Consider the following 11,835-nt stretch of genomic DNA (forward strand, 5'->3'; position numbering starts at 1 on the left):
CGGCTGATTCGGGACGACAACCGCATGCTCGACCCACGCCAACCGCATGCTCGTCCCCCGGCCGGCTCCTGGGTAGGGTCGTCCGGTGCAGCCACCGAGAGAGGTCCTGGCCGCGTTCGGCGCCGTCGGCCCCGCAGTGAAGCTCGACGGCGGGCGGGGCGCCGCGTGGCGCGCCGGCGACCTGGTGCTCAAGCCGATCGACGTGCTCCCGGCCGAGCTCGCCTGGCTGCAGCGCCACGCGCCGGCGGGCAGCGACGACCTCCGGCTGAGCCTGCCCGCGCGGAGCCGGACTGGCGAGCTCGTCGTCGGCGGCTGGACGGCGTTCCCTGTCCTGCAGGGCGAGCACGTCGCGGGGCGATGGGCGCAGATCGCGGGGGTGGCGCACTGCTTCGCACAGTCGTTCGACGGCGCGGAGCGGCCCCCGTTCCTCGACGAGCGGACGCACGCCTGGGCTCGTGCTGACCGCCTCGCCTGGGGCGAGGACTCGGTGGAGGTGCCCGACGACGTCCCGCACCTCCCAGCACTGCTCGCGGCCCGACGTGGCGTCGACGAGCCCTCGACGATCGTCCACGGCGACCTCACGGGCAACGTGCTGTTCGCCGACGGCCTGCCGCCCGCCGTGATCGACCTGACGCTCTACTGGCGGCCCGTGCGGTACTCGGTGGCGATCGTCGCCGTCGACGCTGTCTGCTTCGAGGGAGCGCCGCTGTCGCTCCTCGAGACGATCGACCCGGGGGAGGGCTTCGCCCAGCACCTCGTGCGCGCACTGGTGTTCCGGATCGCGACGGACTGGTTCAACGGACTCCTGACGGACACCGACGAGGTGTACGCGGCGACCGTGGAGCGGGTGCTCGACCTGGCGTCGCAGGGGCGGTAGCCGCACCCTCGGTGCGGCTGGCCGTCAGGGCGGGCCGGTGGCTTCCGCACCCGAGCGGTGCAGGGCCGCCACGACAGCGACGCCCGCGATCGTCAGGACTGGCCCGAGCACGAACGCCGCTACCTCCGCAGGCATCAGGCGGCCGACGGTGTGCCCCTCGTCCGCGGCGACGCCCTCGACGTAGCCGGTGTAGGCACCCGCGGCGAACAACAGCGCTCCCCCGACGATCGCGAGCCAGCACAGGACGAGGACGCCCCGTCGCAGACCTGGAGCCATGTCGTCTTCTCCTCGCTCGAACCGGCAGCTGCGGGAAACCGTAGCGCAACAGCGAGATCCGCCGTCGGGCAGGTCTGGAGTGCGGCCCGCGCCGCTGCGAGGATGCGTGAATGGCTGACGCAGAGACGTGGGACCTGCTCGACGACCAGGGCAGTCCCACCGGGGAGGTGCACCGCCGAAGCGACCCGGGATGGCCCCTGGGCCGCTTCCACCTCATGGTGGCGACGTGCGTCGTCCGGTCCGACGGCCTGGTCCTGCTGACACGTCGCGCCGCGACCAAGACCTTTCCGTTCGCGTGGGAGATCCCCGGCGGCAGCGTGCTCGCGGGCGAGACCGGAGCTCAGGCGGCCGTGCGCGAGGTGCGCGAGGAGACCGGGCTCGTGATCGACGGCGAGGCCCTCACGCGGGTGGGCAGGGGGCCGCTGCCCACAGCGTTCCTCGACGTCTACGTCGCGGCCGTTCCCGGTCGCCCGCGGCTGGTCCTCGACCCGGCCGAGGTCGACGACGCAGCGTGGGTCAGCTGGGCCGAGGTCGAGGCGCAACGCGCCGCAGGAGGGATGCCTGCGCCCTGGGTCGGGAGCTTCGCTCCGCTCTGGCCCGAGCTCACGCGGGTTGTCGCGGAGGTGGCATGCCGAGGGTGAGCTGCCAGACCGCCGAGGCGCGACCGGTCCACGAGCCCGTCAGTGGTGCAGGTGGATCGGCATCAGCACGTGCACGTCGTCCGGTCGGTCCGCTGCGGCGACGCTGAGGGCCGACCGGTCGTCGAGGGCCAGTGCGACGTGCTCGGCACGGGCCGCGCGGACGCTGTCGAGCAGGAAGCTCCGCGAGAACCCGAGCGTCCCCGGCGGCCCCGGAGGGGTGATGTCCACCCGGTCGCCGTCCAGGCGAACGGCGACGACGTCCTCCGCGTCCATGACTGCCCGGAGCAGCTCGTCGGACGTGACCGTCGTCATCGGGGACGTGCCCGAGCACAGGAGCCGCTCGTAGTCGGGGTACGCCGCGTCGAGCGGAGCGCCCTGCGCCCCGAGGACCTCCAGGACGTCCCTGCCCAGGGCGACCAGCCCGACGTCGGGCAGTCTGGCGTGAGCGAGCCCGTCCAGGAAGGCGAGCGGCGCGACGACGCGGAACGGCGGGCCCGAGACCTGCTGCACGGGGATCGTCGCGATGGCGAGGCGGAAGCGGTCGCACCCGACGAGCCGGAGCGTGTCCCCGTCCAGATGCAGCAGGATGCCGGCGAGCCCGGGCCAGGCGGCGTCGGCTCCGCCCGCGTGCCGCCCGGCTGCGACCCCCCCCCCGCGGGCCCCCGCCGCGCGCGCTCACTATCCTGAGGGGGTGCTCATCGACCTCCACACCCACTCCACGGCGTCCGACGGGACCGACGCCCCGGCGCAGGTCGTCGAGGACGCAGCCGCCGCAGGCCTCGACGTCGTGGCTCTCACCGACCACGACACGACGGCCGGCTGGGCCGACGCCGCGGACGCCGCCACCCGCAGCGGTATCGCCCTGGTGCGCGGTGCGGAGATCTCGGCCCGCTCGGGGCACGTCTCGGTCCACCTCCTGAGCTACCTGCACGACCCCACGCACCCCGACCTGCTGGCCGAGACCGAGCGCACGCGCGTCGACCGGGTCTCGCGGGCCCGGCGCATGGTCGAGCGGATCGGCGAGGACTACCCGCTGACGTGGGAAGATGTCCTGTCGCAGACCGAGGAGGGGACCACGATCGGGCGGCCGCACATCGCGGACGCCCTGGTGGCCACCGGCCACGTCAGCGACCGTTCGGCGGCATTCGCCACGATCCTGCACCCCGGCACGGGCTACTACGTGCCGCACTACGCCCCTGACGTCCTGGACGCCGTGCGCGCGGTGCGCGCGGCCGGTGGGGTGCCCGTCTTCGCCCACCCGGGCGCCGACGGGCGAGGGCGCGTGGTGCCGGACGCGGTCATCGAGCAGATGGCCGACGCAGGACTGCTGGGGCTCGAGGTGCACCACCGCGACCACAGCGCACAGCAAGTTGCCCGTCTCGAGGACATCGCCCACACCCTGGGCCTCTTCGTGACGGGTTCGAGCGACTACCACGGAGCCGGCAAACCGAACCGGCTCGGCGAGAACACGACAGCACCACGAGTGCTGGAGACGATCGAGGAGCTAGGCACGTTGGACGTGATCCGATGACGGCGCGGGCGGTGATGTCGTGAACGACATCATGGACCTCCGCCTCTTCACCGAGGTGTTCATCACGCTGTTCGTGATCATGGACCCTCCCGGGACGGTACCGATCTTCCTGGGCCTGACGAGCGCCATGGGCGCCAAGCAGCGCAACCAGGCCGCCAGGACGGCGATCCTCGTCGCGTTCGGCGTGATCGTGTCGTTCGCGGTGTTCGGCCAGCAGATCCTCAACTACATGGGCATCTCGCTCCCGGCGCTCAAGGCGTCGGGTGGGCTCCTGCTCCTGCTGGTCGCGATGGAGCTGCTGACGGGAAAGATGGAGGAGCCGACGCCGTCGGGCAACAAGGGCGTCAACGTCGCCCTGGTCCCGCTCGGCACGCCGCTCCTCGCGGGCCCCGGTGCGATCGTCGCGACCATGGTGTTCGTCCAGCGTGCCGACGGGTCCGCTGCGGACTGGGTCGCGATCGCGGCGGGCGTCGTCGCGGTCCACATCACGCTCTTCCTGGCGATGCGCTTCGCGAACGTCATCCACCGGGTCCTGGGCGACTCGGGCACGATCCTCGTGACCCGCATCGCAGGTCTGCTGCTCGCGGCCATCGCGGTGCAGCTCGTCGCGGACGCCGTCACGGCGTTCGTCCAGGCGGCCAGCTGACGCCCGGCCGACCGTAGCGCCCCGACGCCCGCGCGCCCTGGTGGGGGCGGCGGGCTGGCCGGGCGCGTCCCGGCGCGGCGGCGCGCGTCGACGCGCGACGATCCGCGAGCCCGACGGGCGTTACCCGATCGGTACGGACGTCCCCGTCCTGGTATCGCACCCACGTCCTAGGGTGAGCCCCGGAGGGGCGCCGCATCCTTCCGTCATGAGTATCGAAGGAGTGCTGATGAACTCACCGCGTCGCCGTCGACCCGTCGCCCTCACGACCGGGATCGCCCTCGCCGTCCTGACCGCCTCGCTCGTCGCGGGATGCACTCCCGAGGAGAAGGACGCCTCGGCCGGCCTCGGGCTCGTGCCGGTGCCCACGGACGTGAGGGTCGGCGGGGGAGGCGCGTTCGTGCTCGACGCGGACTCCACGATCGCGCTGGTCACGCCCGAGGTCATGGCCCCGGACGTCCACCACGTCGGTGAGGAGCTCGCCGAGCACCTCGGGACCGCGACCGGTTTCGACCTGCCGCTCGGCCCGGCGGTCGACGGCGCCGTGGGCGAGATCCGCCTCGAGCTCGTGCCGGACACCGAGGTCGTCTGGGAGCGGGACGGCCTGCTCGACGACACGGGTGTCGACGCCTACGAGCTCACGGTCGACGACGAGCAGATCGTCCTGACCGCCACGTCGCCCCCCGGTCTGTTCCGTGGCGTGCAGACGTTGCGCCAGCTCTTCCCGCCGGAGCTCGAGGCGACCACGGTCCAGGAGGCGCCTGCGGGCGGGTGGACCGCCCCGGCGGTCACCATCTCCGACGAGCCCCGGTTCGCCTACCGCGGCGCGATGCTCGACGTCGCGCGCCGCTTCTACCCGGTCGAGTCCGTCAAGCGGTTCATCGACCACGCGTCGACGTACAAGCTCAACGCGCTCCACCTCCACCTGACCGACGACCAGGGATGGCGCATCGCGGTCGACGCCCTGCCCGGGCTCACCGAGGTCGGCTCCACGACGCAGGAGGGGTGGGAGCCCGGGACGGGGGACGGCGAGCGCTGGTACTACACCGCGGACGAGTACGCGGAGATCGTCGCGTACGCGCGCGACAAGTACATGACGGTCGTCCCGGAGATCGACGGGCCGGGGCACACGCTCGCGGCCCAGGCATCGCTCGGCTCGCTCACCTGCGACGGCGTCGCGACCCCTCTCTACTGGGGACCCGAGGTCAACAACCCGATCGTCTGCGCGAGCGACGAGAACATGGGTGACGTCCGGGCCTACCTCCAGACGGTCCTCGCCTCGGTCGCGGGGCAGAACCCCGGCCCGTACCTGCACCTGGGCGGCGACGAGGCGCCCAGCCCGCCCGGTTGGTACCAGAGCTACGCCGAGGCCGCGAACGAGATCGCGACAGGCCACGGCAAGACCGTGATCGGCTGGCACCAGTGGGGAGCGTCCGAAGAGCTGCCTCCCGGCGCGCTGATCCAGTACTGGGGTGTGGGGGAGCGGCTGCGCGGGGTCATCGGCGGGGAGGCGAAGAACGCGGACCTGGTCGACGTCCAGGCCGCGCTCGACAAGGGCGCCCGGCTCATCATGTCGCCCGCCGACCGCACGTACCTCGACATGAAGTACGACGAGGACACCCCGTACGGCCTCGAGTGGGCCTCGCGCATCACGCTCGAGGAGGCGTACGACTGGGACCCCGCGACCGAGCTCACCTCGCCCGACGGAAAGAGCACCCTGGCGGACGAGTCCGACATGGCGGGCGTCGAGGTGCTGCTGTGGTCCGACCGCTCCTACCCCGACAGCCTCGCGGGCCTGCCGACGAGCACCGACGTGTTCGTGCCCGTCGACACGTACGCCGACTTCATGCTCTTCCCGCGACTGCCGGCGACGGCCGAGGTCGCGTGGTCGGAGCAGGCCGACCGCAGCTACGCGGACTTCCGTGACCGGGTCGTCCAGGTGTCCCCGCGCTGGACCGCGGCGGGCATCGGGTGGAACCAGGTGGCCGACGTCGACTGGGTCCCGTGACGGCGTGAGGCACCGCACCCGCCTCGGCTGAGGTCGTCCCGCCGGGACCTACCAGGCCCCGGGGTCGGGTTCGGCCGCGACGAAGGTGACCCGTCCGTCGTCGGACACCACGAGGCCCGGGTTGTGCGCGACCTCCCACCGGAACCCGTCCGGGTCCGCGAAGTACCCCGAGTAGCCGCCCCAGGCGCGCACCTGAGCAGGCACGACGACGGAGCCTCCTGCGGCGAGCGCGCTCGCCAGGACGTCGTCCACCTCGGCGGGCGAGCCGACGTTGTGCGCGAGCGCGACGGGCACCACGGGCACCGGGCCGTGGTGCGCCTCGTGGATGCCGGGACCGGCCTCTTCGAGGAGGTCGGCCCGGCGCCACAACGAGAGCAGGAGGCCGTGACCGACCTGGAGGAAGACGACCTCGCCCGCGACCTCGTCGACAGGCTCCCATCCCAGCCCGTCGACGTAGAAGGCGCGTGCCCGGGCGACGTCGCGCACCCCCAGGGTGATCAGGCTGACGCGAGGTTCCATGGATCCACGCTAGCCCCGACGCGTCGGGCACGCCGCCGCTGCGCCCCGCGCGGGAAAGGTCCCGGGACGACGACGGCGGGCCGCCGCTCCGAGGAGCGACGGCCCGCCGTCAGGGTCGTGCGTCGAGGATCACTCGGCCGGAGCGGAGGCCCCTGCGGTCCCAGCGCCCGAGCCGCCGCCGTGCGTGCGGCGACGGTTGCGCTGGCGGCGCGGACGCGACGGAGCGCCGTCCGCGGACGCCCCGGCGGCCGGAGCCTCGGCGCGCGGAGCCTGCTCCGAACCTGCGGAGGCCGTCGCACCCGAGGAACGCTGCGCGCCCTCGGTGCTGCGGACACCCTCGCGTCCACCGGACCGGCCGGCGTCGCGCGAGCCGCTGCGCCCGCCGTCACGGCCACCCGAACGTCCGGCGTCGCGCGAGCCCGATCGGCCCGCGTCGCGGCCCGCGTCCCGACCACCGCGCGCGGACGACGGCGAGCCGCCGCGCTTGCCGGTCTCGCCCAGGTCCTCGAGCTTCTCGGCGTCCAGGCCCGCGCGGGTCTGCGCGGACTTGGGCAGGCGGCCCTTGGTGCCCTCGGGGATGTTGAGGTCCGAGTACAGGTGCGGGGACGTCGAGTACGTCTCGACGGGCTCCGGGATGTTCAGGTCCAGGGCCTTGTTGATGAGCGACCAGCGGGGCACGTCGTCCCAGTCGACGAACGTGACAGCCGTGCCCTTGTTGCCCGCGCGGCCCGTACGGCCCGTGCGGTGCAGGTAGGTCTTCTCGTCCTCGGGGCACTGGTAGTTCACGACGTGCGTGACGTCGTCGACGTCGATGCCGCGGGCCGCGACGTCGGTCGCGACGAGCACGTCGATCTTCCCGGAGCGGAAGGCGCGCAGCGCCTGCTCGCGGGCGCCCTGGCCCAGGTCGCCGTGGATCGCGCCCGAGGCGAAGCCGCGGTCCGCGAGCTCGTCGGCCACCTTGGCGGCCGTGCGCTTGGTGCGCGCGAACACGATCGTCAGACCGCGGCCCTCGGACTGGAGGATGCGCGCGAGGACCTCGACCTTGTCGAGCGCGTGCGCGCGGTAGACGACCTGCTTGATGTTCTTGACGGTCTGGCCGCCGTCGTCCGGGTCGTTGGCCCGGATGTGCGTCGGCTGCGTCATGTAGCGGCGGGCCATCGAGACGACCGCGCCCGGCATGGTCGCCGAGAACAGCATGGTGTGGCGGGCCGCGGGCGTGCGCGAGAGGAGCTTCTCGACGTCGGGCAGGAAGCCCAGGTCGAGCATCTCGTCGGCCTCGTCGAGCACGACGCAGCGAGCGCGCGTGAGGTTGAGGTGCCCCTGGTTCATGAGGTCGATCATGCGACCCGGGGTGCCCACGACGACCTCGACGCCCGCGTTGAGCGTCGCGATCTGCGGCTCGTACGCACGACCGCCGTAGAGCTGGATGATGCGGACGCTGCGCTTGGCCGAGGCGGCCTCGAGGTCGCCGGCGACCTGGACGGCGAGCTCACGGGTCGGGACGATGACGAGAGCCTGCGGCTTGCCCGGCGCGGGGAGCTGGTCGAAGCCCTCCTCGCCCGGGGCGACGACGCGGTGCAGCAGCGGCACGCCGAAGCCGAGCGTCTTGCCGGTACCGGTCTTGGCCTGGCCGATGATGTCGTGCCCCGACATCGCGACGGGCAGGGTCATGGCCTGGATGGGGAACGGGTGGGTGATGCCGGCGTCGGCCAGCGCCTCGACGATCTCCGGGCGGACACCGAAGTCCGCGAAGGAGACGTCCTTGGCCTGGACGCTCGACGAGAGCGTGCCCTGTGCGTCGTCGACAGGGGACTCGGCAGGGGTGAGGTCGAGCTCGGTGGGCTCGACAGGTGTTTCGGTGGTGGTCACTGGTGCCTCGTGGTTCTGATGTCTGGCGCGAGGCCCCGCACGTGCGTGATCGACCCGACGGTTGGCGGGTCCACGATGCTCCGGGAAGATCCCAGGCAGGTACGGTCTCTCGCGCCTAGTGGCCGGCAGCCGATCGTGGGTATTCGCCGCGAAGACGTCGTCGGGGGTCGTCGGCCGTGAGGCGCGAACCCCGGTTCCGCCCGCGCGCACCGACCGAGGTCGGCGTCGTGCAGTGTCGTTCGCAAGTCTTTCGGCACGGGGTGGGGCTCACGAGCACCCACCGGGCACCGGGGATTCGGACGACCGGGCAACCGATGTACCCCTCCATACTATCGGACGGCACCCGTCAAGCCGGTCAAGGCTCGTCATGTCGCGTCCCCCGACAGGGGACGTGCTGCGGGACTCGACTATCCTGACCCGATGAGCGAGCCGCAGCACCACGACCCGTCCGTCGGTACCGAGAAGCTCGCCACGGACCGTGACGCGATCGGTCTGCTGGGCCTCATCGCGTACACCGAGCTCGCGACCTTCGGCCGCCTCGCGGCCGACGCGGCGAACGCCCCGACCCTCGCGCAGCGCCACCAGCTCTCGCGCCACGCGGGCAAGATGCTCGCGCGCCACGAGCGCGTCCTCGAGCGCATCGCCGACCTGGGGGGCGACCCCGAGGCCGAGATGGGCGCGTTCGACGGCATCTTCGACGACTTCGAGGCGCGGACGCCGTCGAGCACCTGGTGGGAGGGCGTGCTCAAGGGGTACGTCGGCCACGGCGTCGCCGACGACTTCTGCCGCCTCGCCGCGGACGGGCTCGACGACGAGTCGCGCGACCTGGTCCTCGAGATCCTGTCGGACGGCGTCGACTCCGAGCGTTCGGCGACCGTCATCGCGGACGCCGCGGCGGCGGACCCCGTGCTTGCGTCACGCCTCGCGCTGTGGGGACGGCGGCTCGTGGGCGAGGCGCTCGGGCTGGTGCAGACGCTGCTCGCCGAGCGCGAGGGACTGAGCCGGCTCCTCGCGGACGGTGCGGGCCACCGCACCGAGGCCGGGACCCCCGGCGCGGCGGACGCGACGGGGACGGCCGCGGACCGTCAGGCGTGGGTCTTCTCGCAGCTCACGGCGGAGCACACGCGCAGGATGGGGCGGTTGGGCCTCGCGGCCTGAGCGGTCCGGTACAGCCTCGCGGCCTGAGCGCCTCAGGTCGTCGTGACGCACGACGAGGGCGGTGCCCGGCCGTCGAGCCGGGGCACCGCCCTCGTTCTTCGTGAGCCCTCAGAGGGAGCCGAAGCCCACCCGACGCTGCTCCTCGGTGCCGATCTCGACGTAGCCGATCGACGACGTCGGGACGATGACGCGGCGACCGCGTGAGTCGAGCAGCTCGAGTGCCGGTCCGCCCGCCAGGGCGGCCGAGACGGCGGCGGCGACGGCCTCCGTGGTCTCCTCCGTCTCGATCACGAGCTCGCGGGCCAAGTTCTGCACACCGATGGTGACTTCCACGTGATTCTCCTTCGCGAGCGTCGCCCGCGGGTGATCCCGCCGGCCACTGGTCGACAACTCCTCCGATACTAACGAGATTCCCGGTGACCTCCGGTGCTCCCGCGCTGGTGAGGGGTGGGGGCGCGCGCTGGTGGGGGTACCGAGGGGCTCCGAACCGTCAGGCGTCGCGGCGGAGCATCCCGTGGACGCCGCGCCAGGCGAGCGCGGGCAGCAGGCGGGTCAGCTCGGCGGTCGTCACGTCGCTCCCGGCGCGCACGGCCTCGGTCGCCGCCGTCCGGGCGATCGCGGTGCAGGTCCGGGCGACCACGAGCGCCTCCTGCTCGGTGAGCGACGTGAGCCGTCCGAGCACCTCGGCGAACTCGCGCGAGTTGATCTCGTCGGGCTCGAGCACGCGAGCCCGGACGCCGGGGTCGCGCATGACGTCGGACTCGAACAGGAGCCCGGCCGACGGGCCGGCAGACCGGGCGTAGTCGACGTAGGCCCGTACGATCCCCTCGATCACGGCGAGCCCGTCGACCGCGAGGGCGTCGAGGTCCTCGGACGACGTGCCGGGGGCCGCCGAGCGGAAGGGCGCGAGGACGGCGCGCACCGAACGGACCAGGGCTGCACCCTGCTCGTCGACCAGGGCCATGTAGAGGTCGAGCTTCGACGGGAAGTGCCGGTACAGCACGGGCTTGCTGACCCCGGCGCCGTCCGCGATGTCGTCCATGGTGATGTGGTGGTAGCCGTGGTCGGAGAACAGGCGCTCGGCGACCGCGAGCAGCTGGGCGCGCCGCTCGTCCCGTGGCATGCGCACGGGTATGGACCTGGTGGTTCTCGGCTTCTCTGCGACCCCCGACATGCGGCGATAGTACGGGCCGCGGCGACGGGCCGTGACGGGCGGTGCGATCATGGACACGTGATGCCCCCGGAAGCCCCCCACGACGGATCGAGGGGACGTCCGGAGGGCGCCCCGCAGTGGCACGAACGCGCAGGTCAGGCGTCGTCCGCCCGCCCGACGGCGCCGCGCACCTCGCGCAGGGCGCGCGCCAGGGCCGGCCTGGGACGGGTCCGCCGGCGCGGGATGCGTCGCGGTCCTGCGCTCGTCCTCGCGTCGGTCGGTCTCCTGGCCGGGCTCGGGGCCGGGGGGCTCGGTGCGGGGTCGCTCGTGCCGGGAGCTCCTGGGGCGGCCGACGCCGCGGTGGCGGGCGGTGCGCCGGACGGCTCGGTGAGCGGCGCCGTCGGGCAGGTTGTCGACGGGACGCCTGCCGAGGTCGACGCGACCACCCCGGGGACCGACGCGACCGCCGGAGCGTCCGAGACGCGGGGCGAGGACGCCGCGAGCCGGTCCGTCCGGGACCCCCAGCTGGGGCTCGACGGGCCCGGGTCGCTCCCGCTCGTGCTCGAACGTGAGGTCGAGGCGGGGTCCGGCCTGGTCGGGACCGAGGTGGTGCCGGACCTCGGGGGTGCGCTCGTCGTCGTGCCCGCGGAGGTCGCGGCGCCGGGGACCGGGACGGTCAAGACCGTGCGCGTCGAGGTCGAGGAGGGGCTGCCCGTGGACGGCGAGACGTTCGCCGCGGCCGTCCTGGCGACGCTCAACGACCCCCGGGGCTGGGGACCGGTCGACGGTGTGACGTTCGCCCGGACGGGGGGAGACGCGAGCATCCGTGTGGTCCTGGCGAGCCCGGCCACGACCGACAGGCTGTGCGCCCCGCTCAGGACCGGGGGGACGTACTCGTGCGGTGTCACCGGTGCGGCGATCCTCAACTTCTCGCGCTGGGTCGAGGGGGCCTCGGACTTCGACGGCGACATGGGGCTGTACCGGCACTACCTGGTGAACCACGAGGTGGGGCACGTGCTGGGCCACCGGCACGTGAGCTGCCCCGCGCCGGGGACCCTCGCCCCCGTCATGGTGCAGCAGTCCATGTCGACCGAGGGCTGCCTGCCCAACGGGTGGCCGACGCTCGGGTAGGGGATCCGGGCGTCGTCCGCGAACCCGGC

Annotated in this window: 13 protein-coding genes; 7 read left to right on the top strand and 6 right to left on the bottom strand. The window is 73.1% G+C overall.

Annotated elements, in window-relative coordinates; genetic code table 11:
* Positions 1-85 precede the first annotated feature (85 nt).
* Positions 86-877: a phosphotransferase gene (locus H9641_RS08510; protein ID WP_191802813.1), complete on the top strand. Its 792-nt coding sequence runs from the start codon at positions 86-88 to the stop codon at positions 875-877.
* A gap of 24 nt (positions 878-901) precedes the next feature.
* On the opposite strand, the gene H9641_RS08515 is transcribed toward H9641_RS08510, so the two are convergent.
* Positions 902-1,153 carry a hypothetical protein gene (locus H9641_RS08515; protein ID WP_191802815.1) on the bottom strand — a complete coding sequence of 84 codons (252 nt, stop codon included), beginning with the start codon at positions 1,151-1,153 and terminating at the stop codon, positions 902-904.
* Positions 1,154-1,263: 110 nt separating this feature from the next.
* Here H9641_RS08515 and H9641_RS08520 point away from each other — a divergent pair, with 110 nt between their 5' ends.
* Positions 1,264-1,794, top strand: a complete 531-nt coding sequence (locus H9641_RS08520; protein WP_225220192.1) for an NUDIX domain-containing protein — start codon at positions 1,264-1,266, stop codon at positions 1,792-1,794.
* A 39-nt stretch (positions 1,795-1,833) separates the two neighbouring features.
* Here H9641_RS08520 and H9641_RS08525 read toward each other — a convergent pair whose 3' ends face one another.
* Complete coding sequence (locus tag H9641_RS08525; protein ID WP_318244466.1) at positions 1,834-2,304, bottom strand: hypothetical protein; 471 nt, start codon at positions 2,302-2,304, stop codon at positions 1,834-1,836.
* A 181-nt stretch (positions 2,305-2,485) separates the two neighbouring features.
* Between H9641_RS08525 and H9641_RS08530 the strand changes: the two genes are divergently transcribed.
* The 3 genes from H9641_RS08530 (at position 2,486) to H9641_RS08540 (ending at position 5,976) form a co-directional block, all read left to right on the top strand.
* Positions 2,486-3,325, top strand: a complete 840-nt coding sequence (locus H9641_RS08530) for a PHP domain-containing protein (RefSeq protein WP_191802817.1) — start codon at positions 2,486-2,488, stop codon at positions 3,323-3,325.
* A gap of 19 nt (positions 3,326-3,344) precedes the next feature.
* Positions 3,345-3,971, top strand: a complete 627-nt coding sequence (locus H9641_RS08535) for a MarC family protein (RefSeq protein WP_056647728.1) — start codon at positions 3,345-3,347, stop codon at positions 3,969-3,971.
* Positions 3,972-4,176: 205 nt separating this feature from the next.
* On the top strand, positions 4,177-5,976 hold the full coding sequence (locus tag H9641_RS08540) for a beta-N-acetylhexosaminidase (protein WP_191802819.1): 1,800 nt from the start codon (positions 4,177-4,179) through the stop codon (positions 5,974-5,976).
* A 48-nt stretch (positions 5,977-6,024) separates the two neighbouring features.
* Here H9641_RS08540 and H9641_RS08545 read toward each other — a convergent pair whose 3' ends face one another.
* Both H9641_RS08545 and H9641_RS08550 read right to left on the bottom strand, forming a co-directional pair.
* The gene (locus tag H9641_RS08545; protein ID WP_191802821.1) at positions 6,025-6,495 is read right to left on the bottom strand and encodes a VOC family protein; all 471 of its coding nucleotides are present in this window, start codon (positions 6,493-6,495) and stop codon (positions 6,025-6,027) included.
* A gap of 129 nt (positions 6,496-6,624) precedes the next feature.
* On the bottom strand, positions 6,625-8,364 hold the full coding sequence (locus H9641_RS08550; RefSeq protein ID WP_191802823.1) for a DEAD/DEAH box helicase: 1,740 nt from the start codon (positions 8,362-8,364) through the stop codon (positions 6,625-6,627).
* A gap of 420 nt (positions 8,365-8,784) precedes the next feature.
* On the opposite strand from H9641_RS08550, the gene H9641_RS08555 reads away from it, so the two are divergent.
* Positions 8,785-9,522: a ferritin-like fold-containing protein gene (locus H9641_RS08555; protein WP_191802825.1), complete on the top strand. Its 738-nt coding sequence runs from the start codon at positions 8,785-8,787 to the stop codon at positions 9,520-9,522.
* A 108-nt stretch (positions 9,523-9,630) separates the two neighbouring features.
* On the opposite strand, the gene H9641_RS08560 is transcribed toward H9641_RS08555, so the two are convergent.
* On the bottom strand, positions 9,631-9,855 hold the full coding sequence (locus tag H9641_RS08560; RefSeq protein WP_056647744.1) for a DUF3107 domain-containing protein: 225 nt from the start codon (positions 9,853-9,855) through the stop codon (positions 9,631-9,633).
* A 157-nt stretch (positions 9,856-10,012) separates the two neighbouring features.
* Positions 10,013-10,645: a TetR/AcrR family transcriptional regulator gene (locus tag H9641_RS08565; RefSeq protein WP_225220193.1), complete on the bottom strand. Its 633-nt coding sequence runs from the start codon at positions 10,643-10,645 to the stop codon at positions 10,013-10,015.
* A gap of 273 nt (positions 10,646-10,918) precedes the next feature.
* On the opposite strand from H9641_RS08565, the gene H9641_RS08570 reads away from it, so the two are divergent.
* Positions 10,919-11,806, top strand: coding sequence for a DUF3152 domain-containing protein (locus H9641_RS08570; protein WP_191802830.1), 888 nt, complete (start codon positions 10,919-10,921; stop codon positions 11,804-11,806).
* The last annotated feature ends 29 nt before the right edge of the window (positions 11,807-11,835 follow it).

Source organism: Oerskovia merdavium (genome assembly GCF_014836755.1).
In the GTDB taxonomy this organism is placed as follows: domain Bacteria; phylum Actinomycetota; class Actinomycetes; order Actinomycetales; family Cellulomonadaceae; genus Oerskovia; species Oerskovia merdavium.